Source organism: Streptomyces sp. NPDC001530 (assembly GCF_042894545.1).
GTDB lineage: Bacteria > Actinomycetota > Actinomycetes > Streptomycetales > Streptomycetaceae > Streptomyces.
This window is the reverse complement of record NZ_JBIAVS010000026.1, coordinates 99,425-124,285: the sequence shown is the minus strand read 5'-3', so window position 1 is coordinate 124,285 and position 24,861 is coordinate 99,425. Positions and strand designations below refer to the sequence as shown.

Here is a 24,861-nt window from a genome sequence, read left to right as displayed (position 1 = left end):
CCGAGCAGGGCTGGCCGTCAGCGGCGGCCGAAGGTGTCCACCCCGATGTCGTCCGGCACGGGGCCGCTGCGCAGGCCGGTGTCGAGCGCGTCGATGGACGCGACCTCGTCGGGGGTCAGTGTGAAGTCGAAGACGTCGAAGTTCTCCGCGATGCGGTGCGGCTTGACGGACTTCGGGATGGCGCACAGGCCGTGCTCGATATGCCAGCGCAGAACGACCTGCGCCGCCGTCTTGCCGTACTTGGCGGCGGTCTCGACGACGACCGGCTCCTCCAGCACGCTCCTGCCGCCGTTGGGCGCGTGTGTCCAGTAGCGGGTGATGCCACCGAGCGGCGACCAGGCCTGGGTGACGATGCCCAGCCGGTCGTGCGTCTCGCGCAACTCCCGCTGGATGAAGTACGGGTGCAGCTCGACCTGGTTGACCGCCGGGACGACGCCGGTGTGCTCCATGAGGGTGCGCAGGAGCTCGGGCGTGTGGTTGGAGACGCCGATCGCCCTGACCCGACCGTCGGCCAGCAGCTTCTCGACGGCCTTGTACGCGGCCGTCCAGGCGTCCGCCGAGGCCGGGGCCGGCTGGTGCAGCAGATACAGGTCCAGGTAGTCCAGACCCAGGTTGGCCAGGCTGGTGTCGAAGGCGCGCAGGGCGGAGTCGTAGCCGTAGTCGGACAGCCACAGCTTGGTCGTGACGAAGACCTCGCCGCGGTCGACGCCTGAGCGGACGATGCCCTCGCCGACCTCCTTCTCGTTCCGGTAGGCGGCCGCGGTGTCGATCAGGCGGTATCCGTCCCGGAGGGCGGTGTCGACCGCGGCGGCGGTCTCCTCCGGAGGGCTCTGGTAGACGCCGAGGCCCAGGGCGGGCATCTCGACGCCGTTGTTCAGCTTGAGAAGTGGGGTGCTGGTCATGGGAGTTCCTTGGGAGAGGCAGGGGTTCAGGGCTGGATGAGGACCTTCAGTGCCTCGCGGTCGGCCATCGCGCGGTAGCCGTCGGGTACGTCGTCCAGGCCGACGGTGCGGTCGAAGACGCGTCCTGGCTCGATCCGGCCTTCGAGGACGTCGGGCAGGAGTTCCTCGATGTAGGCGCGGGCCAGGCCACACCGCCGGTGAGGGTGATGTTGTTCATGAACTCCGGGAAGCCCAGCGGGACTTCGCCGTACTGGGGCGCGCCGACCCGGCTGACCGTGCCGCCGGCGCGGACCACGCCGAGCGACATCCGCAGGGCCGGGAGCGTGCCGACGCACTCCAGCACGGTGTGGGTGCCGTCGCCGCGGGTCAACTCCCGTACACGCTCGATGCCTTCCTCACCGCGTTCGGCGACGACGTCGATGGCGCCGAAGTCACGGCGGCATCGAGGCGTAAGGCCACAGGTCGCTGCCGCAGACGCAGGAGCGCAGGACGCGTACGACGGCGTCGGTGGGCTGCTGGATCCCGGGGTCCGGGACGTTCTCGACGCGGACGTCTCCGGCGCCGTACATCAGTGTCGCTCGCATGAGAATCTTCCGATTCGCTGGTGCTGGACAACGAGTTGACGGAGCGTCAGTACCGTCCGCCGGTCGGTGCGGGCAGGGCGTCCAGCTCGGCCAGGTCCGCCGCGCTCAACCGCACGTCCCCCGCTCCGGTGTTGTCCGCGAGGTACTTGGGGGTCTTGGTGCCGGGGATGGGGACGACGTACCGGCCCTGGGCGACGACCCACGCCAGCGCGACCTGCGCCGGGGTGATCCCCGCACGCTCGGCGATCTCGCGCACCCGGCCGACGATGGCGAGGTTGTCGCGCAGCGCGTCCTGCTGGAAGCGCGGCAGCCGGCGCCGGAAGTCGTCCTCGGGCAGGTCGTCGAAGGACGAGAACCGCCCGACGAGGAAGCCCCGGCCGAGTGGTGAGAAGGGCAGGAAGGCGATGCCCTGCTCCTCGCAGTACGGCAGCACCTCCTCCAGCGCGTCCCGGGTCCACAGCGACATCTCGGACTGCACGGACGCCACCGGGTGCACCGCCTGCGCCCGCCTGATCTGCTCCACGCTCACCTCGGACAGGCCGATGTGCCGCGCCTTGCCCGCTGCGACGACCTCCGCCATGGCGCCCCAGGTCTCCTCGACCGGCACCTCGGGGTCGACGCGGTGCAGCTGGTAGAGGTCCACGTGGTCGGTGCCGAGCCTGCGCAGGCTCTCGTCGATCGACTGCCGCACGTGCTCGGGGCGGCCGTTGTTGGCGATGAGCGGGGAGCCCTCGGGACCGCCGGTCGGGTCGGCGACGTACAGGCCGACCTTGGTGGCGAGGACCGCCCGCTCACGGTGACCGCCCGCGAGGGCGCGGCCGACCAACTCCTCGTTGGTGTAGGGCCCGTACACGTCCGCGGTGTCGATGAGCGTCGCGCCCAGGTCGAGGGCCCGGCGGATCACCGCGATGGACGTGTCGTCGTCCCGCGGGGTCTTCACGTCGTACGCGAAGGTCATGCCCATGCAGCCCAGGCCGATGAGGCCGACCTCGGGGCCCTTGCTGCCGAGTGTGGTGGTACGCACGGTTACTGCCCAGCCCTTCTGTGTCGCTGCCTGGCGTTGTATTCCTCGTCGGTGACGTGCTCGCCCCACTGCGACTCGGGGCCGCCGTCCGGGCCGGGGCCCTCCCACAGGGCGAGGTGGGTCATGAAGTGGTCGGGAGCGGCGCCGTGCCAGTGCCACTCCCCCGGCGGCGTGTGGACCGTGTCGCCCGGGCGCATCACGATCACCTCGCCGCCCTTGGACTGCACGAGTCCGACGCCCTCGGTGACGTGCAGGGTCTGGCCGGCGGCGTGGCAGTGCCAGGCGGTACGGGCACACGGCGCGAACCGCACCACGTTGACCCGTATCCGGGACGGCTCCTCGCCCGCCGCGACGACGTCGAACCAGACATCGCCGGTGAACAGCTCCGCCGTGCCCTTGGTGGACGGCTTCTTGGGCAGGACTTCCATCGCGGTTCTCCTTGTTGCTGGGCGTTGCTCGGCGCTGGTGGATTGCTCGGCGCCGGTGGAATGCTCGGCGCCGGTGGCCCGCGCCTCGGCCTCGTTCTCGACGATGTCCTTGAGCTGCGTGATCGCGCTCATGGCGTTGGGCCGGCCGGCGTAGAACGTCGGCTCGGTGACCGGGTCAGTTGTGGTCGATCATGTCCATGTGGTCCTTGCCCAGGCGGTCGCCGACGGCCGGGGTGAGGCGGTCGAGCTTCTGGAGCACTTCGGCGGACAGCTGGATGCCGTCGGCCGCGACGTTCTCCTCCAGGTGGGCCACGCGGCGCGTGCCCGGGATGAGGGCGATGTCGTCGCCCTGCGCCACCAGCCAGGCCAGGCACAGCTGGCCGGGCGTGACGCCGACCTCGTCGGCGATCGTCCTCACCTCGTCGGCCACGCACAGGTTCTGCTGGAAGTACGCGGCGTCGTTGAAGCGCGGCATGGTCGCGCGCAGGTCGACCTCGGCGTCGAACCAGTCCGTCGTGCGGAAGCCTCCGGCCAGGAAGCCGTGGCCCAGCGGCGCCCACGGTACGAAGCCGATGCCCAGCTCGCGCGTCACCGGCAGGATCTCCTGCTCCGGCTCGCGGAACCACAGGGAGTACTCCGTCTGCACCGCGGTGAGCGGGTGCACGGCGTGGGCGCGGCGGATCGTGCCGGGACCGGCCTCCGACAGACCCAGCGCGCGGACCTTGCCCTCCTTGACCAGCTCGGCCATGGCGCCAACGGTCTCCTCGATCGGCGTGGCCGGGTCGACCCGGTGCTGGTAGAGCAGGTCGATGTAGTCGGTGCCGAGCCGCTTCAGCGAGCCCTCCACCGCGACACGGATGCTCTCCGGGCTGCTGTCCAGGGAGCCCTCCGGGCGGCCCGAGTACGACACGAAGCCGAACTTCGACGCCAGCACCACCTGGTCGCGGCGGCCCTTGAGCGCCTTGCCGACCAGCTCCTCGTTGAGGAAGGGGCCGTACGCCTCGGCGGTGTCGATGTGCGTGACGCCCAGGTCGAGCGCGCGGTGGATGGCACGGATGCCTTCCTCGTCGTCCGTGTTCGCGCCGGTGTAGAGCGCGTTGACGGGCATCGCGCCCATACCGATCTGCGAGACGTCCAGATCCCCGAGCCTGATGTGCTTCATGGTGGTGCTCCGTTCCTTGCGCCGGATGCCGGGCAACGTCCCTGGGCCGCGCAAGGGGGCGTCTCCGACGGGATCAACCCTCCTGCGCGGGCTCGCCGCGTGGCAGACCGCGCTGTGCCGGGGAGCCGTGTTCCGGGGTGCGACAGGGCCCCCCACGCGCCTACCGGGCAGGTCACCGGCCCCGCACACTCGAAGACATGACACCTGAGCAACGGATGGGCGCAGGAACCGAGCTGGGGCGCTTTCTGCGCGCCCGCCGCGCCCGGGTGACCCCCGCCGAGGCCGGTCTCCCGGTCGGCGCCGGGCTGCGCCGCACGCCAGGGCTGCGCCGTGAGGAACTGGCCACGCTGGCCGGGATCAGCATCGACTACTACACGCGCCTGGAACGCGGCCGCGAAACCCGCCCCAGCCCCCCGGTGGTCGACTCCCTCGCCCGCGCCCTGCGCCTGGAGGACGACGAGCACGAGCACCTGCGCAGCCTGGCCGCCCGCGCCGCGCGCACGGCGCCCGAACCGCCGACGGCACCCAGCCGCACCGTGCGGCCGGGCGTAAAGCTCCTGCTGGAGAGCCTGCGCCCCAACCCCTCACACGTGGTCAGCCGCACCAACGACCTGCTCGCCGCCAACCCCGGTGGACTGAGGCTCCTCGCGGGAATCGAGGACTGGCCGGCCAGTCAGCGCAACATCGCCCGCTACGTCATCCTGCATCCCGCCGCCCGCGACCTGTTCCACGACTGGGGCACCCACGTCCGCGGCTGCGTGGCCCGCCTGCGCGCCCTGGCCGGCACGGACCCGGACGCCCCCGACCTGACCCGGCTGGCGGGCGAACTCCTGCTCAAGAGCCCGGAGTTCGCCCGCCTCTGGGAGCGCTACGACGTCAAGGGCCACGCCCACGGCCGCAAGACCTTCCACCACCCCGAGGTCGGCGACCTCACCCTGGGCTACCAGTCCATGGAACTGGAGGGCACCTCCGGCCACCGCCTCGTCACGTACTTCGCGGAACCGGGCACCTCCGAGTACGACGCCCTCGTTCTCCTCGACCTGCTCGCGTCCGAGCCCGCGACGCCCGCCATGAAGGACGAGGGTCACGATTCCAGGTCGTCCGCGTAGTGCCGGTAGCCGTGCCGGTCCCGGTGGATGGTCCACAGGGTCTCCGCGAGGACGGCCGGGTCCTTTTTCGGGTGGTCGGGGACGATCGCGCCGGGGATGATCAGCTGTGCCACGTGGATGCCGTCGGCGGCGACGGCGTCGTGCAGGAGGTGGCCGTAGGCGCTCTCGGCGGCGAAGGCGATCGAGGTGCCGGCGCGGTCGGGGTCGGGCAGGACGGCGGAGCCGCCGTTGACGAGGAGGATCGTGCCGCGGCCCAACTCGCGCATGCCGGGCAGTACTTGCTGTACGGCGGCGACGGCGCCGTACACGGAGAACTCGACCGGGCCGATGAGATCGGCCGGGCCGGTCTCCAGTACCGGCCGCATGAAGTCGTGGTGTGGGATCGGGCTGTACTGCAGGACCTCGATCGGGCCCAGGGTCGCGGTCGCCGCGTCGAGGGCGGTCGTGAGGGCCTTGAGGTCGCGTACGTCGGCGGCGAAGCCGCGTGCCGTGACGTCCTGGTCGGCCAGGTCTCTGGCCAAGGTGTCGAGCCGGTCCTGGTCGCGGGCGACGAGGGCGACGTCGTAACCCTCCTGGCCGAAGCGCCGGGCGACGGCGGCTCCGAGGCCGGGTCCCGCTCCGATGATGGCGATGGTGGTCATGGTCCTGGCTTCCTTGGGTGGCCTGGGGACCGGACGGTCCTGGAACTGCTGATGGTTCCGCATGATCCTCCGGTCCTGCTGGTCCGGCAGGGGCTTCCGCCTCGAAAGGGATCATCAACGAGCATCCAGGTTGTTCCCGGCACCCGCATCCCGGCAGACCGCGCCGTGCCGGGGAGCGCTGTTCCGGGGTGTGACAGGGCCCCCCACACTGCTGTAACGCAGGTCACAGGGCTGCCACACTGGACGACATGGCACGTGAGCAGCAGAGCGATGGCAAGGGCGGCAGCGAGCTGGGAAAGTTCCTGCGCGCCCGCCGCGCCCGGGTGACCCCCGCCGATGTCGGCCTACCGGAGGGTCCCGGACTGCGCCGCACGCCCGGCCTGCGCCGCGAGGAGCTGGCCACCCTCGCCGGGGTCAGCATCGACTACTACACACGCCTGGAGCGTGGCAAGGAGACCAACCCCAGCCCGTCCGTCGTGGATGCCCTCGCCGCCGCCCTGCTGCTGGAGGGCGACGAGCGCGAGCATCTGCGTGACCTCGCCGCACGCGCCGCACGCAGCACGCCGGAACCGTCGGCCGTACCCAGCCGTTCCGTCGCGCCCGGCATCGAACTGCTGCTGGAGAGCATGCGGCCCTACCCCGCCCACGTGGTCAGCCGCACCATGGAACTGCTGGCCTGGAACCCGGGCGGGCTGCGGCTGATGGCCGGGATGGAGGACTGGCCGGCCGGGCAGCGCAACGTCGTGCGCTATGTCTTCCTCCACCCCACGGCCCGCGTGCTCTTCGAGGACTGGGAGAACCAGATCCGCGGCTGCGTCGCCCGCCTGCGCACCCTGGCCGGCACCGACCCCGACGCGCCCGACCTCACCGGCCTCGTCGACGAACTCCTGCTCAAGAGCCCGGACTTCGCCCGCCTGTGGGAGCGGTACGACGTCAAGGCGAACGCCACCGGCCGCAAGACCTTCCACCACCCGCAGGTCGGCGACGTCACCTTCGGCTACCAGGTCATGGAACTGGAGGGCGCAAGCGGCCACCGCCTGGTCGCCTACCACGCCGAACCGGGCACGCCCGAGTACGACGCGATGCTGCTCCTCGACGCGGCCGCTAGCGAGGAGTCCGCTACCGAGGAGTCCGCGAAGAACCCATCGGCGCCCGCTCCGGGACCGGCTTCACGTTCTTCATCGTGAAGTGCGAAGTGACATTCTTGATCCGCGGGATCGTCATGACGCGCTGGCTGAGGAACGCCTCGTAGGCGGCCAGGTCGGCGACGGCCACCCGTACGAAGTAGTCGGGGCTGCCGAACAGCCGACGCAGCTCCAGGACCTCCTCGGCCCGCGCCAGGGTCTCCTCGAAGCGCTCGACGGTCTCCGCGTCCTGGGCGTCGAGGGTGAGGTCGATCAGGACCTCGAAGGTGCGACCCTCGCCGTCACCGCCCTGCACGGCACCATCGCCGCCGAACCGCACGCCACGCCGTACGCTGCGGCCCAGCAGCGGTCCCGCCTGCTCCAGCGCCCGCAGGGCCGTGCCGGCGGCGACCGGCAACGTGGCCGCCTCGCCCAGGTCGACTCCGTCGGGCACCATGGCCAGGTCCGTCACGTCCATGGCCCGCAGCCCGCCGAAGCCGCCGTCCGCGAAGCCCACCACCCGGCTGCCACCGCCGGGCCGCTGCCGTCGGCCGCGGCGGTCACGACGACACCGGCCGCGTCGAAGCCGAGCACGTCCCCGGGCTCGGCCCGCTCCGCGAAGAACAGCTCGGCCGCGTTGAGCGAGGTGGGCCGGACCTCGATCAGGACCTGACCGGGGCCGGGTACGGGATCCGGGGCCTCGCCCAGCCGCAGCTTTCCGGGGGCCGTGCCGTCAACGATCAGTGCGCGCATGAGAGGTTCCTTCTCTCGTCGACGGCGACTCGACACGCACCAACTCCCGCCGATCCGGAGTTCTTCCCACCGCCGGGACCCCGGCACGGACACCCCGGCCGTTCGCCGCTGTACGGGTTGCCCGCGGGCCACTGAGTCGCACATCACAGCCAGACCCGAACGGCGGGTGGTACAGTCGGGTCAGCACTTGTGTACGCCCCGTCTCGGGCGCCGGTGCCAGTTCTCCTTCCTTTCGCTGACACGCCCGTCGACTTGCGACCGGCGGACCAGCTTCTCGGCACACCTCGTGAGCACGGCCGCAGGCAGTTCGTTGCGTCCCGCCGTACGCGAGGTGATGTCTCCCCGCCGCACGGAGGCGTGAGCACGCCGCCTCCTCCCCCGGCACATCCCCTCCCTTGCTCATGACCTCATGAATCCGTCCTCGAAAGGACCAGCATCATGACCACCACACTCGAACACCCTCCTGTACAACAGCAGCTCCCGGCCCACGCCACCGGTGTCCTCGACATCACGCACAACGGGCAGGGGTACCTGCGCGCCGCCGCGAGCTGCCTGCCCACACCGACCGACGTCCAGGTGTCCGCCGCGCTGATCCGCCGTCACGGCCTGCGCAAGGGCGACACCGTCGACGGTGTGCGCGGCGGGCCCCGCGCGCTCGCCGAGGTCGAGCGGATCAACGGCCGTACGCCCGAAGAGCTGCGCCGCCGCCCGCACTTCCGCGACCTCACCCCGCTGCACCCGCGCGACCGGCTCCGCCTGGAGCACCCGGCGAGCGGCCTGGCCGGGCGCGTCGTCGACCTGGTCTCGCCGGTCGGCAAGGGTCAGCGCGGCCTGATCGTCGCCCCGCCCAAGACCGGCAAGACGGTGCTGCTCCAGCAGATCGCCGCCGCCGTCGCGGGCAACCATCCCGAGTGCCACCTGATGGTGGTGCTGCTCGACGAGCGGCCCGAAGAAGTCACCGACATGCGGCGCTCCGTGCGGGGCGAGGTCTTCGCCTCGACCTTCGACAAGACGCCCAAGGAGCACATCGCGCTCGCCGAACTCGTCATCGAGCGCGCCAAGCGGCTCGTCGAGCAGGGCGAGGACGTCGTCATCCTGATGGACTCGCTCACCCGGCTGTGCCGGGCGCACAACAACGCGGCCGCCTCCGGTGGCCGCACCCTCAGCGGCGGCGTCGACGCGGCCGCGCTGCACGGCCCCAAGCGGTTCTTCGGCGCCGCGCGCCTCGCCGAGGAGGGCGGCTCACTCACCATCCTCGCCACCGCCCTGGTGGAGACCGGCTCCCGCGCCGACGACTACTTCTTCGAGGAGCTCAAGAGCACCGGCAACATGGAACTCCGCCTCGACCGGGCCCTGGCCGCCCGGCGCGTCTTCCCGGCCGTCGATATCACCCCGTCCGGCACCCGCCGCGAGGAACTCCTGCTTCCCGCCGCAGAGTTGACGGCCGTACGAGGACTGCGCCGCGCCCTGCAGACGCGCGACAGCCAGGCCGGCCTCGACACCCTCCTGGAGCGGCTGCGCGCCACCCCGGACAACGCGACCTTCCTCCGCCAGGTCCAGCCGACGCTGCCCGCCACCTGACGGCACCCGCCCGAACCTCTCACGTGCGGCATCCGGGTGCTGGATCCCGCCGCTCGGCCCTGGCACCCCGGTGTACGGCGACTCCGTTCCTACGTTGGCGGAATGACCATCGGATTCTCATCCCGCGCCGCCGCCCGCGCCGGCCTCTCTCGCGCCGCCGCCTCCTGTTCCGCCGCCTGCGTGGTCGGCGCGCTGGCCTTCGCGCCGAGTGCGGCCATCGCCCGGACCGGCGCGGACCCCGGAGCGCCGCGGCCCACGGCATCACAGCCGCCGCCGCTGTACCGGTCCGGGACGCAGGTGCGGCCACAGGCCGGGGCGCCCGAGGTTCCCGAGGACGTCTCCGCGCTGTCGTGGCTGGTGGCCGACGCCCGTACCGGCGACGTGCTCGCCGCACACGACGCCCACCTCAAACTGCCACCCGCCAGCACCCTCAAGACCCTGTTCGCCCTCACCCTGCTCCCGACCCTGCCCGGCGGCATCCGGCACACCGTCACGGAGGAGGAACTGGAGGGCATCGGCGACGGGAGCAGCCTGGTGGGCGTCGCGGAGGGGCACACCTACCGCGTGGCCGACCTGTGGCGCGGTGTCTTCCTCAACTCAGGCAACGACGCCGTGCACGTGCTGGCCGCGATGAACGGCGGCTGGGAAACCACGGCCGCCCGGATGCAGGCCAAGGCCCGCTCGCTGGGCGCACTCGACACCCGCGTCCTCTCGCCCGACGGGTACGACGCACCCGGCCAGGTCTCATCCGCGTACGACCTGGCGGTGTTCGGGCGGGCCGGGCTGCGCAACCCGGACTTCGCGCGGTACTGCTCCACCGTCGAGGCCACGTTTCCCGGCGAGACCTTTCCGTACGAGATCGAGAACACCAACCGGCTGCTGACCGGCGCCGACGGGGTGGAGCCGTACCGGGGCCTGATCGGTATCAAGAACGGCTACACCAGCAACGCGGGCAACACACTCGTCGCCGCCGCGCGGCGGGGCGGGCGCACCCTCCTGGTCACCGTGATGAACCCTCAGTCGGACGGCGGGTTCACCGTCTACGAGGAGGCGCGTTCGCTGCTCGACTGGGGCTTCAAGGCCTCCGGGCACGTCGATCCCGTCGGGTCACTGCTCGACACGCGTGGCGTTCCGGCGGCGGGACCCGCCGCACTGCCCGCCGCCCACGCCTCGCGGGGGGAGCCCGCGGACGAGGGAACCGACTGGCCCGCGGTGGCCGGGATCGCGGGCGCGGCGGGGCTGGGCGCCGGGGGCATGGCCCTGGGCCTGTGGAAGAGCGGGCGGTTCACGCGCGGCTGACCGATGGGCAGCCACAGCAGCAGCCCGAGCGTGATCCACGTATACGTGTTGCTGCCGAGGAATCCGTCGAGGCCGGAGGCGTCGTCGAACCACAGCCACACCACGCTGCTGCACAGCACCGCGTACAGGGCGCCCGCGACCCGCAGCCGACGCCGGTGCAGCAGCACCGCGAAGGACGGCAGCAGCCAGACGAGATGGTGCACCCAGGTGATCGGGCTGACGAGGCAGGCCGCGAGTCCGGTGAGGGCGAACGCGGCCGTCCAGTCCTCGTCGGCCAGCGCGCGGGAGGTCCGCCACGCCCACACACACAGGACCAGCAGAGCGGCCGTCGCCCAGGCGGCCCTGCTCGGTTCGTCCGGTGCCGCGAGCCGGGCCAGGACGCCCTGCAACGACTGGTTGGAGACATAGGCGAGCTGTCCGATGCGGGTGGTGTCCCACAGCGCGTCGGTCCAGTAGAAGCGCGAGGCGTCCGGGGCCACCCAGGCGGCCAGGGCGGTGGCCGCCGCGGCGACGGCCGTCGCGACCCCGGCGGCGCGCCAGCGGCGGGTGAGCAGCAGCAGACCGATGAAGAGCGCGGGGGTGAGTTTGACCGCCGCGGCCAGGCCGATGCCGACGCCCGCCCGGCGGCCGCGGCCGGTGGACAGCAGCCACGCGTCGCTCAGCACGAGGGCGAGGAGCAGAAGGTTCACCTGGCCGAAGCTGAAGGTGTCGCGCACCGGTTCGAGCAACGCCAGCAGACAGCCCGCGAGGGCGAAGCCGAACCAGCCGTAGCGGCGCAGCGCGGGCCCCACCAGGATCCACACGATGACGGCCATGGCGGTGAGGTTGAGCAGCAGTTCGACGGTGATCGCCGTGCGCAGCCCGACCAGCGCCATCGGCAGCATGCCGAGGGCGGCGAACGGCGGATAGGTGAAGCCGTACGTCGTCCCCGGCACGTGGTAGTCGTAGATCCGGCCGCCGTGGTGGACCCAGGCGTCGACCGTCCCGTAGTAGACGCGCAGGTCGAACCAGTCGCGCAGCAGCGGCACGGTGGCGGTGAACACGGCGACGGCGAAGGCGAGTCCGAGCACGAAGAGCAATCGCCGGCGGTCGGTACTCAGCGCTCTCATGCCGCTCGACACCTTCGTGCTGCCCTGCCCTCTCATGCCGTCCAGACCTCTCTCGCCACCCAGCCCTCTCATGCCGTCCGCCCGAGCACCGGTGACTGCGCCGCCTGGTGTGCCTGCCAGAGCACGACGAGCGCGAGCGCTCCGCCGGAGACGGCCAGGACCACCTGTTCGGCGTCCGGTGGACCCCCGCTCGGCAGCACGGCGAGCGCGAGCACCGCGCTGGCGGCCGCGACCCGGTGACGCACCGAACCGCTGGGCGCCGCGGCGGCGATGAGGAACAGGCCCCACAGCGCGTACCAGGGCCGGATCGCCGGGCCGAACACGGCCACCGCGGCCAGGCTCAGGCCCAACGCGTAGATCGGGCCGGGCCGCAGACGCAGCCATATGAACAGGACCACGATCACGGTCAGCGCGAGTCCTGCCGCATGCCAGACGGGCAGGGCCAGCGGTGCGAGGCCACTGCCGAGTTTCTCGAGCAGGGCGCCGGTGACGCGGCCGAGGACGCTGGTGGGCGACCAGTTGTGCGGCGAGACGGGGGTCTTCAGGGCCGCGATCCATCCGTATCCGGTACCGGTCGCGGCGGTTGCCGCGACCGTGGTGGCGAGGGCGACCACCGTCGTGGTCAGGGCCGACTTCACCATCCCTCGGCGCCCGCGCAGCGCGACGACCGCCAGCAGGCCGAGCGCGGCGGGCGCCTTGACCAGCGCGGCGAGGGTGATCAGGACGACGCCCAGGACGTGCCACCGGCCGCGCGCGGCCACCAGTCCGACGCCGAGCAGGCCGAGCATGATGGCGTCGTTGTGCGCGCCCGCCACCAGGTGGAGGAGGACGAGGGGGTTGAGCGCCCCCAGCCACAGTGCGGCCGCCGGGTCGGCGCCACTGTGCCGGGCGAGGCGCGGCAGCGCCGCCGCCATCAGGGCGACGCCGAGCAGGGCGACCAGGCGCATGCCGAGCAGGCCGGCCGGTATCTCCCCGCGCGTGAGTCCCGACAGCGCGGAGGCGACGGCGAGGAAGACCGGGCCGTACGGCGTCGTGGTCTGCTGCCACACCGGCGCCACCTCGTCGGCGAGCGGGCCGCCGAGTTGCGCCGGCCCGTGCGCGTAGACGTCGATATGCGCGTCGACCATGGCGCCCTGCGCGAGATAGCTGTACACGTCCCGGCTGAACAGCGGCGGCGCCAGCAGCAGCGGCGCCGCCCACACGGCCAGAACGAGCAGCAGCGAGCGGGGAGTCGGCGGTTCGGGTCCCCGCACGACGGTGCCGAGGAGCGCCCACGCGGCGATCAGCAGGACGACACCGAAGTACACGCCGACCAGGCCGAGTACGGCACGCCCGGACTCGGGGGCGAGCAGGTCGCGCGCGGGCAGCGCCCCGGCGGTCTCACCGCCCAGCGCGAGGAAGGCGGTACCGGCCAGGCCCAGAGCCTGGCAGCGGCGGAGATCGACGGGGAAAGCCATGGCCAACACTCGGGAAGCGTGTCAACGCCGGGTGGCCGGAAGGCGACGCGGTGCCCTCCGGGCGGGGGCCGTCGAGTGACCTCCGCGTGGTCGCTCCGCTGAATTCGCCGGAATGCTGCCGGTAGTTCGCTGGTTGCGCACCGTCTGGGGCTGGTCGCGCCCACGCGGCGGAGCCGCCAATGTCACAGCCCCGCGTCCCTTACAGGGGCGCTCGACGCACCCGTCTCAGAAGACAGACAGGCCCGTCAGTGTCGTGAAGCGGTCCAGTGCTGCCACGCCCGCCACCGAGTTGCCCCGCTGGTCAAGGCCGGGGCTCCAGACGCACAGGGTGCAGCGGCCCGGCACGACCGCGATGATGCCGCCGCCGACGCCGCTCTTGCCGGGCAGGCCCACGCGGTAGGCGAAGTCGCCCGCCGCGTCGTATGTGCCGCAGGTGAGCATGACGGCGTTGACCTGTTTGGCCTGGCTCCGGGTGAGCAGTCGGGAGCCGTCGGCGCGGATGCCGTGCCGGGCCAGGAAGCCGGTGGCGAGGGCGAGGTCGGCGCAGGACGCCTCGATCGAGCACTGCCGGAAGTACTGCTCCAGGAGCACCGGTACCGGGTTGTCGATGTTGCCGTACGACGCCATGAAATGGCCGAGCGCGGCGTTGCGGTCGCCGTGCGCGGCCTCGGAGGCGGCGACGTCCTTGTCGAAGGTGAGCTGCGGGTTGCCGCTCTCGGTGCGCAGGAACTCCAGGAGCGTGCCCGCCGTGTCACCCGTCCGGGTGTGCAGCCGGTCGGTGACGACGAGGGCGCCCGCGTTGATGAAGGGGTTGCGCGGGATGCCGTTCTCGTACTCCAGCTGGACCAGGGAGTTGAAGGGGTTGCCGGAGGGCTCGCGGCCGACGTGCTCCCACAGTTCGTCGCCCTCGCGGGCCAGGTCGAGGGCGAGGGTGAAGACCTTGGTGATGGACTGCGTGGAGAACGGCTGCCGCCAGTCCCCCACGCCGTACACCGTGCCGTCGAGCTCGGCGACGGCCATGCCGAAGCTGCGCGGGTCGCAGGCGGCGAGCGCCGGGATGTAGTCGGCGGGCCGCCCGCGCCCCGGCGTCTGCGCGATCTCGGTGGCGATGCGCTCCAGGACCGGCTGGAAGGTCAGGGACGGAGACATGATCACCATTGTGCCGCCGGGCCGGTCCCGGTGCTCATCGGCTCAGACCGCCTGCGGGGTGCCGCTGCCCGCGACCACCTCGGGCCGCAGCAGTTCCGCGAGCCGCTCGGCGGGCAACAGTCCCTTCTCCAGGACGAGTTCGGCCACCCCGCGCCCGCTGGCGAGGGCTTCCTTCGCGATGTCGGTGGCCGCCGTGTACCCGATGTGCGGGTTGAGCGCGGTCACCAGCCCGATGGAGTTCTCCACGGCGGCACGCAGTTCCTCGGTGCTCGCCGTGATGCCCGCGACGCACCGCTCGGCGAGGGTCAGGCAGGCCGCCCGCAGGTGCGTGATGCTCTCGGACAGGGAGTGGAGGATGATCGGCTCGAAGGCGTTGAGCTGGAGCTGGCCGGCCTCCGCGGCCATGGTGATGGTCACGTCGTTGCCGATCACCTCGAAGGCGACCTGGTTGACGACCTCGGGGATCACCGGGTTGACCTTGCCGGGCATGATGCTCGAACCGGCCTGCACCGGCGGCAGGTTGATCTCGTTGAGGCCCGCGCGCGGGCCCGAGGACAGCAGTCGCAGGTCGTTGCAGCTCTTGGAGAGCTTGACCGCGATCCGCTTCAGCACGCCCGACATCTGGACGAAGGCGCCGCAGTCCTGGGTCGCCTCGACCAGGTTGGCGGCGGTGACCAGCGGCAGCCCGGTGATGTCCGCGAGATGGCGGCGCACCGACTCGGCGTATCCGGCAGGGGCGTTGAGGCCGGTCCCGATGGCGGTGGCGCCGAGGTTGATCTCGTGGATCAGTTCGACGGCCTCGGCGAGCCGGCTGCGGTCCTCGTCCAGCATCACCGCGAAAGCCGAGAACTCCTGGCCGAGCGTCATGGGCACGGCGTCCTGGAGCTGCGTACGGCCCATCTTCAGGACGTCGCGGAACTCGACGGCCTTGGCCGCGAACGCGTCCTGGAGCACGCCCATCGCCTTGAGCAGGCCGCGCACCGCGAAGACGGTGGCGACCTTGACGGCGGTCGGGTAGACGTCGTTGGTGGACTGGCCGAGGTTGACGTCCTCGTTGGGGTGCAGGTGCTGGTACTCGCCCTTGGCGTGGCCGAGGAGCTCCAACGCCCGGTTGGCGACGACCTCGTTGGCGTTCATGTTCGTGGAGGTGCCGGCGCCGCCCTGGATGACGTCGACGACGAACTGGTCGTGCAGTTTGCCGTCCCTGATCTCCCGGCAGGCCTCGACGATGGCGGCCGCCTTGCCGGGCTCCAGCAGGCCGAGTTCCTCGTTGGCGCGGGCGGCGGCCTCCTTGACGGCGGCGAGGGCGTCGATCAGGTGCGGGTAGGCGGAGATCGGGGTGCCCGTGATGGGGAAGTTCTCCGTGGCGCGCAGGGTGTGGACGCCCCAGTACGCGTCGGCGGGGACGTCGCGGTCTCCGAGCAGATCGTGTTCGCTGCGGTGGGCTGCGGCGGTCATGACGGTGCGGGTCTACTTTCAGCAGAGAGTCAGTGGAATCTGGGTGTTTCAGGCGTACGTGGGTGCTGTCCCACCTGGACGGTTCAGGCGTACGTCGGCTCCGTCAGCGGTTCGAGCGCGCGGGCCGGTCGGATGTTCCCGACCACCGCGCCGCCCCCGAGGAGCGGCGCGCCGGCGAACTCGGCCAGCGCGGCCGGGTCGACCCCGCAGCGCGCGAGGGCGGCCGCTGCCACCGGGATACGCGCCCGGTCGGCGCCGTCGGCGATCTTCACGGCGACGGCCCGGCCGTCCGGCAACGCCGCGACCTGCACGCCTTCGAAACCGTCCTTGGTGAGCAGCCCCGGCACGGCGCGCATCAGCGCGGCGACGTCGCGTCCGGACCCGGAGGCCATCTCGGCGTGTTCGCGCATCGCGTCCGCCACCCGCGCCTCGGGGGTGCCGGGCGCGGCGGTGGTGATGCGGGCGGCGGCGCGGGCGAGGCCGTGCAGCGAGATGGAGAAGAGGGGTGCGCCGCAGCCGTCGACGGTCACCTGGGCGATGGCCTGTCCGGTGAGGTCCTCGACGATCTCCGCGATGGCCTGCTGGAGCGGGTGCGCCGGGTCGAGGTAGTCCTCGAGCGACCAGCCGTTGAGGTGGGCCGTGTACAGCATGGCCGCGTGCTTGCCGGAGCAGTTCTGGGCGAGCTGCGAGGGCAGGCGGCCCTCGCGCACCCAGTCCTCGCGGACGACCGGGTCGAACGGCAGGTCCGCGACGTTACGTAGCCGGTCCTCCGGCAGTCCGGCCAGCTCCAGGATCCGCCGGGTCCCGGCGAGGTGCCGCTCCTCGCCGGAGTGGCTGGCGACGGTCAGCGAGAGCAGCTCGCCGTCCAGCGGCAGCCCGGCCCGCAGCATGGCCACGGCCTGGACGGGCTTGAGCGCCGAGCGCGGATAGAAGGCGGCTTCGATGTCGCCGATCTGCAGCTCCACGCTGCCGTCGGCGGCCAGGACGACCACCGAGCCGTAGTGGATGCCTTCGATGACACCGCCGCGTACGAGATGGGCGACGGGGGCGTGCAGGGGTTCGCGGATCACGGGGGCGGCGGCGAGTGAACTGCCGTATGTCAGGGGCTGGTTCACGCGTCTGCTCCGTCGCGTATCCCGGCGACCCTGCGGCGCACTCCGTACCAGCCGGCGACGAGCGCGGCCGCGATCAGCGGCAGGCACAGCACGGTGGTGCGGCCCGCTCCCCCGTCGGCGTACATCAGGACGAGCACGGAGGCGAGGAAGCCGATGGTGACGATCTCGGTCCACGGCGAGCCGGGGAGGCGGTAACTCGGCCTGGACAGCTCGCCGTTCTGGGTCTTCCGCCAGAACAGCAGGTGACAGAGCATGATCATGCCCCAGGTGGCGAGGATGCCGATCGCCGCGAAGTTCAGCACGATCTCGAAGGCGTCGGCGGGCACCACGAAGTTGAGGCCGACGCCGAGGACGCAGATGCCGCTGGTGAGCAGGATGCCGCCGTACGGGACGTGGCTGCGGCTCATCACGCCGGTGAACTTCGGGGCCGAGCCGGACATCGCCATGGAGCGCAGGATGCGGCCGGTGGAGTACAGACCGGAGTTGAGGGACGACATGGCGGCGGTGAGGACGACGAGGTTCATGACGCCGCCCGCGGCCGGGATGCCGATGTTCGACAGCACGGTGACGAAGGGGCTCTGGTCCGCGCTGTACATGCTCCAGGGCAGCAGCATCGACAGCAGGACCACGGAGCCGACGTAGAAGAGGCCGACGCGCCACATGATCGAGTTGATGGCCTTCGGCATGATCTTCTCGGGGTTGGCGGTCTCGCCGGCGGCGACGCCGACGAGCTCGACGGAGGCGTAGGCGAAGACGACGCCCTGGATGATCAGGAGCATCGGCAGCAGACCGTTGGGGAAGACGCCGCCGTTGTCGGTGATCAGGGACGGTCCCGGGTTGTGCCCGTCGACCGGGTGCTGGGTGACCAGCAGGAAGATGCCGATGAGCATGAAGACGACGAGCGCGCTGACCTTGATGATCGCGAACCAGAACTCCAGTTCGCCGAACATCTTCACCGAGATGAGGTTCACGGTGAGGACGACGGCGAGCGCGATGAGCGCGATCACCCACTGCGGGATGTCGGAGAACATGCCCCAGTAGTGGGTGTAGACGGCCACGGCGGTGATGTCGGCGATGCCGGTGGTGGCCCAGTTCAGGAAGTACATCCAGCCCGCGACGTACGCGCCCTTCTCGCCGAGGAACTCACGCGCGTACGACACGAAGGCGCCGGACGACGGCCGGTACAGAACGAGTTCGCCAAGTGCGCGGACGACCAGGAAGGCGAAGAGGCCACAGACCGCGTAGGCGACGAAGAGGGAGGGTCCGGCGTCGGCGAGGCGGCCGCCGGCGCCGAGGAAGAGGCCGGTGCCGATGGCGCCGCCGATGGCGATCATGTTGACGTGCCGGGACTTCAGCGACTTGCTGTAGCCCGCGTCTCCGGCGTCGACGTGCGCGGCGGGCCGCGTCGCCTTCTGCGAGGACTGGCCTTGTACGGATTCTTCTTGCAGGGATTGCTCGCTCACGCCTGGGGTCCGCCTTCCGCGGGTGAGTCCGTGCGCTCGGGGCGCACGATGGAGGTGAGGGTGGTTTCGACACGGTCGAGGTGGTGGGACATGGCCTCCACCGCGTCGTGCTCGCTGCCGTCGATCAGCGCCTCGACGATCGCCCGGTGCTCGCGGTTGGACTGCTCGCGGCGGCCGCCGAGTTCGTTCAGGAAGGCCGACTGGCGGGCCAGGGCGTCCCGGATCTCCTCGATGACCCGGCGGAAGACCGGGTTCTGGGAGGCCTCGGCGACGGCGATGTGGAAGATCGTGTCCATCGCGACCCACGCGGTGGTGTCGGTCTCCCGCTCCATCCGGTCGAGCAGATGGGCGAGGTGGTCGAGGTTCTCCGGGGTGCGGCGCGCCGCCGCGTACCCGGCGACGGGGATCTCGACATGGCGGCGCACTTCGAGCAGGTCGCTCGCCGCGTAGTCGCCGAAGGTGGGGTCCTCGACCGCGTTGGCGACCACGAAGGTGCCCTTGCCGGTACGGGACACGGTCAGGCCCATGACCTGCAGGGCCCGCAGCGCCTCGCGGAGCACGGGGCGGCTGACTTCGAGGCGGCGGCAGAGCTCCGCCTCGGAGGGGAGCTTGTCGCCGATGGCGTACTCGCCGCGCTCGATGGCGCCGCGGAGGTGGGTGAGCACCGCTTCCATGGCGCTGACGCGCCGCGGTACCGAGCCACCTGTCTGGCTGTCTGACAGGTTCACGGGGGAGATACTCCGGGTGAGCGGAGGGCGCTGTCAAGGGCAGCGAAAGGAAAAATTCAGGGGGCGCAAAGCCTGAAAACCGGCTTTACGCCCCCTGTGATCAGCTGTTTCCGTGATCAGCCGGCTGCTTCAGCTGTCGAGGACCCCGGTCGCCAGCAGCCCGAACAGCGCCACGCCGATGACGATCCGGTAGATCACGAAGGCGTTGAAGGAGTGCTTGGCGACGAACTTCAGCAGCCAGGCGATCGAGCCGTACGCGACCACGAAGGACACGAGGGTGCCGACGGCCAGCGGGGCGGCGCCGACACCTGTGCCCAGGGCGTCCTTCAGCTCGTACAGACCGGCGCCGGTCAGGGCGGGGATGCCCAGGAAGAACGAGAGCCGGGTGGCCGCGACGCGGTCCAGGTCGAGGATGAGCGCCGTGGACATGGTGGCGCCGGAGCGCGAGAAGCCCGGGAAGAGCAGGGCGAGGATCTGGGAGCTGCCGACCAGCATCGCGTCCTTGAACGAGGTGTCGTCCTCACCCCGCTTGTGCCGGCCCATCTGGTCCGCCGCCCACATCACGCCACTGCCGACGATCAGCGAGGCCGCGACCACCCACAGGGAGGCGAGCGGGCCCTCGATGAGCGGCTTGGCCGCCAGGCCCACGATCACGATCGGGATGGTCGCGTAGATGACCCACCAGGCGAACTTGTAGTCGTGGTGGTAGCGCTCCTCCTTGTTGCGCAGCCCGCGCCCCCAGGCGGAGACGATCCGCACGATGTCCTTGAAGAAGTACACGAGCACGGCGGCGATCGCGCCGACCTGGATGACCGCGGAGAAGCCGACGACGGCGTCGTCGTCGACGGGGATACCCATCAGCCCTTCGGTGATCTTGAGATGGCCGGTCGAGGAGACGGGGAGGAATTCGGTCACCCCCTCGACGGCTCCGAGGACGACGGCCTGACCGACGTTGATGACGCTCATGGGATCCAGTTCTGAGGAGTTGGTCGACAGTGCTGTAGACGGTGCTGGGGACAGTGTCGCCTATGCGCGTGAGCGCCCGGCGCCTACGCCCACAAAGCTTGCGCAAACGAGACCCCGGCGAACGCCGCGCCCAGGCCGGCCGTCACGCTCAGGATCACGTTGGCGGCAGCGTAGAACCCCGCGCCGGTCTCGGTCAGCCGCAGTGTCTCGTACGAGAACGTCGAGTACGTGCTCAGGGCCCCGCACAGGCCGGTGCCGATCAGCAGTTGCAGGTGCGGGGAGGCGTGGCCCGCCGAGGCCGCGCCGGTCAGCAGGCCCAGGATCAGACAGCCTGTCACGTTGACGACGAGGGTGCCCCAGGGGAAGACCGTGTCGTGCTTCAGCTGCACCGCCCGGTCGGTCAGATAGCGCAGGGGCGCGCCGACCGCGGCGCCGATGATCACCAGCAGCCAATTCACAACGTCTTCTCACCTTTCGCCCCCGTGGCGCCGCGGGCGCCGTCCCGTCCGACGTACCGGATGACCTCGCAGTCGTCGAGGATCACCAGCCCCTCGGTGACGAGTTCGTCGAGCTTCGGCAGGAATGCCCGTACGCGCTCCTCGGTGTCCACGATCACGATGGCCACCGGGAGGTCCTCGCTCAGCGAGAGCAGCCGGGAGGTGTGGATCAGGGAGGAGGCGCCGAAGCCCTCGATGCCCCGGAAGACGCTGGCGCCGGCGAGGCCGGCGGCGTGGGCGCGGTGCACGATCTCCGTGTAGAGCGGTTTGCGGTGCCAGGTGTCGTTCTCGCCGATGAAGATCGTCACCCGTAGGGCGCTGCCTGTCAGCCTCGTCATCGCTGCCTCCATGCCAGGGCGCGGCGTGCCGCCGTCACCGTGAGCCACACCGCCGCGAGCGCCGCGCACAGGGTCGCGGCGAGATAGGCGAGCCCGGTTCCGGGGTGGCCCGCGTCGACCAGTTTCTGGATGTCGACGGCGTACGTCGAGAAGGTGGTGAACCCGCCGAGCACCCCGGTGCCGAAGAAGGGCCGTACCAGCCGGTGAGCCGCCCATACGTCGGTGATGACGACCATGAAGACACCGATCACGGCGCAGCCGACGACGTTCACCCAGAACGTGGTCCAGGGGAATCCGCCCGTCTGCGCCGGCCACAACTGCGCCGCTCCGTAGCGGGCGGTGGCGCCGAGGACACCGCCGAGGGCGACCATCGCGACGACCGGCCCCTGACCGTGCCACGGGGACGCGGTCCGGGCAGGCACGCGGAAGGGTGTGTCGGGTTCGTCGACTCGCTCGGGGTGCGGGACGGTCATGTACGTACTTCTCCTACTCGCCGGGTCCCGGGCAGCACCCGGGCGCGCTCCATCGCAAGTAGGGACCGTTGGCGGCACCGGTGCCGCGGTTCGGGTACGGCGGGCCCCACCGCCGCGCCGCGAGGCAAGATCGCGGCCGGTGAACAGGGTAACGCCGGGGGTACGGGCGACGCACACCCGACTCAGCCTGTGGTCACTTGCCGGCACACCGGCTCCGCCCGTGGCCACGGGCCGCACACACCGGCCCCGGCCAAGGCCACCAGCCGCACACACCGGCCCCGCCCAAGGCCACCAGCCGCACACACCAGCTCCACCCAAGACCACCGGCCGCACACACCAGCTCCACCCAAGGCCACCAGCCGCACACACTGGCATCGCCCGAGGCCACCGGCCGCGTGCGACGGCTCCGTCCGTGGCTACGGGCCGTGTGCGACGGCTCCGTCCGTGGAAGCGGGCAGGTCACAGACGGCGATCCCCCGTTCCCAGAGGCTCCCCAGCACCAGCCGCCCTTCGGCCTCGCAGGCGCTGGTGACCATGCGGAAGCTTGCGCGGCGGCGTTCGAGGTGGTGGAGCACGCGGCCTTCGTCGTCGACCGCGATGACCCCCGTGGTGCCCGGCGGACGGAACGGAGCCCGTACCGCCACGCGGGCGGCGGCGTGCCGCAGTGCGGGGCCTCGGCGGTGGAGGAGTTCCAGGGCGGCGACGCGGGGTCCGGCCAGCGCGACCCAGATCGGGCCGCCGGGGGCACGCCAGAGATTGTCGGGCTGACCGGGCAGATCGTCGGCGAAGGTCTCGCTCCGGCCCCGCTTCGGCCCGGCGAGCCAGTAGCGGGTCAGGCGCCGCGCCCCGGTCTCCGCGAGGACGAGGAAGGATTCGTCCGCGGCGGGTGCGAGTCCGTTGGCGAACTGCAGCCCCTCCAGGAGCACTTCGGGTTCCTTCTCCCCCGGTGCGAGCCGCAGCAGGCGGCCCGTTCCCGTGTGCTCGACGAGATCGCCGATCCAGTGCTCCAGGGGGTGACTCCGGCTGGAGACGGTGAAGTAGAGCGTGCCGTCCGACAGAGCGACCACGTTGCTGCAGAAGCGCAGCGGTGCGCCGGCCACCGCGTCGGCGAGGACGCGTACGATGCCGTCGTCGAGCGCGATGCGCAGCAGTCCGCGCCGCGCGTCGCAGACCAACAGGGCGTCGTCCGGGAGGAGTTCGAGGCCCAGGGGCCTGCCGCCCGTCTCCGCGATCACCCGGACGCGGGTGCGCTCGGGGTCGCCGAGTCCGTCGACGCGCACGATGCGGCCGTCCTCCAGGCCGGTCAGCACCCGGCCCCGGGAGTCGGCCACCACGTCCTCGGGGCCGCGGCCGCCGAGCGGAACGACGTGCCGGAGGACGAGTGGGGCGGAGCGGCCTCGATCGCGCGAGTGTGCCGTGTGAGCCTCCTGCGGCCGGTGGCCCACGCCGCTACCAGCCCTTCTCGAAGAAGTGCGCGACCTCGGCGATGCGCCACTCGTCACGGCGGTAGAAGGTCCGCCGTCTGATCTTCTTGGCCCGCAGCAGACCGACCCCGGTGAGCAGGTCGAGGTGGGTGCGCGCCACGGCACGGCTCACACCGAGCTTGGCGGCGAGGGCCTCCGGGCTGACGCCGTCCTCGACGAGGTCGCCGTAGCGCTGTGGTGGGAAGTGCACGGCGGGGTCCCGCAGCCACTCCAGTATGTCCAGGCGTTGCCCACTGACGGGAACCCTCAGCATCTCGTCCCCCTCCGTCCCGGCGGTCTCCCGCTACTGTCCCGCAGCCCGGGGCGCCGCGCACGGGCTTCCACGACCCTGGCCGGGGCCGAACGGGTAGACCTCGCGGGGCCGAACGGCCCTGGGCACCGCAAGGCCCCGGCTGCCGCGGCAGCCGGGGCCTCATGGGCTCATGGGGCTCAGCGGTGACTGAACACCGACATGGCCGGAAGCGCCTTGTCGTCGAAGCCGAACAGGGCCTGGTTCTCCCAGCCGTTGCCGGAGGTGGCGTCGGTCGGGTCCCAGCCGTTGCCGGTGACGGCGGTCCAGGTGGCTTCCCAGTAGAAGACGCCGAGACCGCGACCGTTCGGGACGGCCTCCACGATGTTCATCACGTCGCGCAGCCAGGCGGTCTGCCCGGCCGTCGTGGCGCCGTAGCCGGAGACCAGCTCACCGGTCGTGTCGATCTGGTTGACGAGCGAGTCGTCGCTGTCCAGACGGAAGGGGTAGGCCGTCTCGGCGACGAAGACCGGCTTGCCGTAGCGGGCCGCCGCGTCGTCCAGGGTGGTCTGGAAGTCGTAGAGCCAGCCGTGCCAGTAGCCGTAGTACGACAGGCCGATGACGTCGAACTTCACACCATTGGCGACCGCGCTGTCGAACCACGCGCGGGTGCCGGACAGGTCACCGCCCTTGGCGAGGTGCAGGGCCACCGTGGTGGAGGAGTTGACCGCCTTGACCGCGTCGTAGCCGGAGTTGAGCAGACCGGCGAGCTGCGACCAGTTGGCGGTGGAGCCCTCGTTCCACAGCATGCCGCCGTTGATCTCGTTGCCGACCTGCACCATGTCGGCCGTGGTGCCCTGCGCCTTCAGGGCGTTGAGCACGTCGTACGTGTGGTTGTAGACGTCCGTCTTCAACTGGCTGTACGAGTGCCCGGCCCAGGCGGCCGGCTTGGTCTGGGCGCCGGGGTCGGCCCAGGTGTCCGAGTAGTGGAAGTCGACGAGGAGCTTCATGCCCTGCGCCTTGATGCGCTTGGCCATCGCCAGGACGCGCGTCTTGTTGTTGTAGCCGTCGGCCGGGTTCACCCACACCTTGAGGCGGGCGTAGTTCATGCCGGAGGACTTGAGGATGGCGAGCGCGTCGCCCGTCGTGCCCGAGCTGGTCTTGTAGACCCCGCCGAGGGCCTCGCTCTTGGCGAGGGAGGAGATGTCGGAGCCCTTGATGGACAGCCCGGTGGTGCCCGAGGTGAACGTCAGGTCGTCGACGTTGATCCAGTTGCCCGCGTTGGCGTCGGAGTAAATGCTGATCGTGCACTGGTTGTTGGTCACGGAGACAGGAACGACCAGGTGTATCCATCCGCTGCTGGAGACCGGCAGGTCGGTGCGCTGCTCGGTGCCGCCGCAGTTCTTCAGCGCGAGGTAGGCGGAGTTCTGGCCGCCGCCCGAGCGCACCCAGGCGGTGAGCTTGTAGTTCCCGTTGGTCAGCCCGGAGAGGTACTGGTACGTCTCCACCTTGTACGCGGAGGACGAGTAGTGCGCCAGGCGGTAACTCCCGCTGTGGCCACCGGACTCCACGTACGAGGCGCCGGTGTCGCCGTACTCCGACCAGCCGCTGGGCGTGGCGACGCCGGAGCCGTCGGACTCGAATCCGGTGTTGGTGAGGGTGCTCGCCGCCTGCGCCGTCTGCGCGGGGAGGGCGGTGAGGGCGAGCCCGGCCGCGAGCGGCAGCAGCAGGGCCCTGAGTGTGCGTCTGGGATGGAACATCGTCGTCCGTCGTCCCTTCGACGTGATG

General features: G+C 71.2%; 23 protein-coding genes and 3 pseudogenes. 4 read left to right on the top strand and 22 right to left on the bottom strand.

Translation table 11 applies throughout. The features are described 5' to 3' along the window. Positions 1–17 precede the first annotated feature (17 nt). The 5 genes and pseudogenes from ACFY0T_RS41150 to ACFY0T_RS41130 form a co-directional block, all read right to left on the bottom strand. Positions 18–902 (bottom strand): aldo/keto reductase, encoded by an 885-nt coding sequence (locus ACFY0T_RS41150; protein WP_388883180.1) that lies wholly within the window; start codon positions 900–902, stop codon positions 18–20. A gap of 26 nt (positions 903–928) precedes the next feature. After that, positions 929–1,486: pseudogene (locus tag ACFY0T_RS41145) on the bottom strand (zinc-binding dehydrogenase). 46 nt (positions 1,487–1,532) lie between these two features. Next, positions 1,533–2,510 carry an aldo/keto reductase gene (locus ACFY0T_RS41140; RefSeq protein WP_388883178.1) on the bottom strand — a complete coding sequence of 326 codons (978 nt, stop codon included), beginning with the start codon at positions 2,508–2,510 and terminating at the stop codon, positions 1,533–1,535. Positions 2,511–2,512: 2 nt separating this feature from the next. Beyond that, a complete protein-coding gene (locus ACFY0T_RS41135; RefSeq protein WP_388883176.1) occupies positions 2,513–3,070 on the bottom strand; it encodes a cupin domain-containing protein in 558 nt (185 codons plus the stop codon). Positions 3,071–3,113: 43 nt separating this feature from the next. After that, complete coding sequence (locus ACFY0T_RS41130) at positions 3,114–4,100, bottom strand: aldo/keto reductase (protein WP_388883174.1); 987 nt, start codon at positions 4,098–4,100, stop codon at positions 3,114–3,116. Between the two features lie 197 nt (positions 4,101–4,297). Between ACFY0T_RS41130 and ACFY0T_RS41125 the strand changes: the two genes are divergently transcribed. Continuing rightward, complete coding sequence (locus ACFY0T_RS41125) at positions 4,298–5,209, top strand: helix-turn-helix transcriptional regulator (protein ID WP_388883172.1); 912 nt, start codon at positions 4,298–4,300, stop codon at positions 5,207–5,209. Here the strand turns inward: ACFY0T_RS41125 and ACFY0T_RS41120 are convergent. Then, entirely contained in the window at positions 5,185–5,850 is a 666-nt protein-coding gene (locus tag ACFY0T_RS41120) for an SDR family NAD(P)-dependent oxidoreductase (RefSeq protein WP_388883170.1), read from the bottom strand. The two genes, ACFY0T_RS41125 and ACFY0T_RS41120, sit on opposite strands and share 25 nt — an antisense overlap. A 248-nt stretch (positions 5,851–6,098) precedes the next feature. Between ACFY0T_RS41120 and ACFY0T_RS41115 the strand changes: the two genes are divergently transcribed. Beyond that, a complete protein-coding gene (locus ACFY0T_RS41115) occupies positions 6,099–7,037 on the top strand; it encodes a helix-turn-helix transcriptional regulator (RefSeq protein ID WP_388883168.1) in 939 nt (312 codons plus the stop codon). Here ACFY0T_RS41115 and ACFY0T_RS41110 read toward each other — a convergent pair. Together ACFY0T_RS41110 and ACFY0T_RS41105 are read right to left on the bottom strand one after the other, a co-directional pair. Continuing rightward, positions 6,970–7,494 (bottom strand): Lrp/AsnC ligand binding domain-containing protein, encoded by a 525-nt coding sequence (locus ACFY0T_RS41110; protein WP_388883166.1) that lies wholly within the window; start codon positions 7,492–7,494, stop codon positions 6,970–6,972. The genes ACFY0T_RS41115 and ACFY0T_RS41110 overlap by 68 nt on opposite strands. Further along, positions 7,443–7,727, bottom strand: a complete 285-nt coding sequence (locus ACFY0T_RS41105) for a hypothetical protein (protein WP_388883164.1) — start codon at positions 7,725–7,727, stop codon at positions 7,443–7,445. Before ACFY0T_RS41105 ends, ACFY0T_RS41110 begins: the two co-directional genes overlap by 52 nt. Before the next feature lie 429 nt (positions 7,728–8,156). Here ACFY0T_RS41105 and rho point away from each other — a divergent pair. After that, positions 8,157–9,308: pseudogene (rho, locus tag ACFY0T_RS41100) on the top strand (transcription termination factor Rho); the annotation flags it as partial. Positions 9,309–9,410: 102 nt separating this feature from the next. After that, positions 9,411–10,313 (top strand): annotated as a pseudogene (locus ACFY0T_RS41095) (D-alanyl-D-alanine carboxypeptidase family protein); the annotation flags it as partial. 35 nt (positions 10,314–10,348) lie between these two features. Here the strand turns inward: ACFY0T_RS41095 and ACFY0T_RS41090 are convergent. The 14 genes from ACFY0T_RS41090 to ACFY0T_RS41025 form a co-directional block, all read right to left on the bottom strand. Continuing rightward, complete coding sequence (locus ACFY0T_RS41090) at positions 10,349–11,716, bottom strand: glycosyltransferase 87 family protein (RefSeq protein WP_388883162.1); 1,368 nt, start codon at positions 11,714–11,716, stop codon at positions 10,349–10,351. A 68-nt stretch (positions 11,717–11,784) separates the two neighbouring features. Next, positions 11,785–13,173 carry a polyprenol phosphomannose-dependent alpha 1,6 mannosyltransferase MptB gene (gene mptB, locus ACFY0T_RS41085; protein WP_388883160.1) on the bottom strand — a complete coding sequence of 463 codons (1,389 nt, stop codon included), beginning with the start codon at positions 13,171–13,173 and terminating at the stop codon, positions 11,785–11,787. 225 nt (positions 13,174–13,398) lie between these two features. Beyond that, entirely contained in the window at positions 13,399–14,331 is a 933-nt protein-coding gene (locus tag ACFY0T_RS41080) for a glutaminase (protein ID WP_388883158.1), read from the bottom strand. Positions 14,332–14,364: 33 nt separating this feature from the next. Beyond that, entirely contained in the window at positions 14,365–15,780 is a 1,416-nt protein-coding gene (gene aspA, locus ACFY0T_RS41075) for an aspartate ammonia-lyase (RefSeq protein ID WP_388883156.1), read from the bottom strand. 83 nt (positions 15,781–15,863) lie between these two features. Next, entirely contained in the window at positions 15,864–16,895 is a 1,032-nt protein-coding gene (locus ACFY0T_RS41070) for an asparaginase (protein ID WP_388883154.1), read from the bottom strand. Then, on the bottom strand, positions 16,892–18,358 hold the full coding sequence (locus ACFY0T_RS41065) for an amino acid permease (RefSeq protein ID WP_388883152.1): 1,467 nt from the start codon (positions 18,356–18,358) through the stop codon (positions 16,892–16,894). The genes ACFY0T_RS41070 and ACFY0T_RS41065 overlap by 4 nt, the downstream gene beginning before the upstream one ends. Then, the gene (locus ACFY0T_RS41060) at positions 18,355–19,032 is read right to left on the bottom strand and encodes a FadR/GntR family transcriptional regulator (RefSeq protein WP_388883246.1); all 678 of its coding nucleotides are present in this window, start codon (positions 19,030–19,032) and stop codon (positions 18,355–18,357) included. The genes ACFY0T_RS41065 and ACFY0T_RS41060 overlap by 4 nt, the downstream gene beginning before the upstream one ends. Before the next feature lie 183 nt (positions 19,033–19,215). Next, positions 19,216–20,052: an undecaprenyl-diphosphate phosphatase gene (locus ACFY0T_RS41055; protein ID WP_388883150.1), complete on the bottom strand. Its 837-nt coding sequence runs from the start codon at positions 20,050–20,052 to the stop codon at positions 19,216–19,218. An 83-nt stretch (positions 20,053–20,135) separates the two neighbouring features. Next, a complete protein-coding gene (gene crcB / locus ACFY0T_RS41050; RefSeq protein WP_388883148.1) occupies positions 20,136–20,510 on the bottom strand; it encodes a fluoride efflux transporter CrcB in 375 nt (124 codons plus the stop codon). Next, entirely contained in the window at positions 20,507–20,887 is a 381-nt protein-coding gene (locus tag ACFY0T_RS41045; RefSeq protein WP_388883146.1) for a DUF190 domain-containing protein, read from the bottom strand. The genes crcB (ACFY0T_RS41050) and ACFY0T_RS41045 overlap by 4 nt, the downstream gene beginning before the upstream one ends. After that, a complete protein-coding gene (gene crcB / locus ACFY0T_RS41040; RefSeq protein WP_388883144.1) occupies positions 20,884–21,360 on the bottom strand; it encodes a fluoride efflux transporter CrcB in 477 nt (158 codons plus the stop codon). Before crcB (ACFY0T_RS41040) ends, ACFY0T_RS41045 begins: the two co-directional genes overlap by 4 nt. Before the next feature lie 416 nt (positions 21,361–21,776). Next, on the bottom strand, positions 21,777–22,805 hold the full coding sequence (locus tag ACFY0T_RS41035) for an SMP-30/gluconolactonase/LRE family protein (protein ID WP_388883142.1): 1,029 nt from the start codon (positions 22,803–22,805) through the stop codon (positions 21,777–21,779). 4 nt (positions 22,806–22,809) lie between these two features. After that, positions 22,810–23,097, bottom strand: a complete 288-nt coding sequence (locus ACFY0T_RS41030) for an ArsR family transcriptional regulator (protein WP_388883140.1) — start codon at positions 23,095–23,097, stop codon at positions 22,810–22,812. A 176-nt stretch (positions 23,098–23,273) separates the two neighbouring features. Then, complete coding sequence (locus ACFY0T_RS41025) at positions 23,274–24,833, bottom strand: arabinogalactan endo-beta-1,4-galactanase (RefSeq protein WP_388883138.1); 1,560 nt, start codon at positions 24,831–24,833, stop codon at positions 23,274–23,276. Between the last annotated feature and the right edge of the window lie 28 nt (positions 24,834–24,861).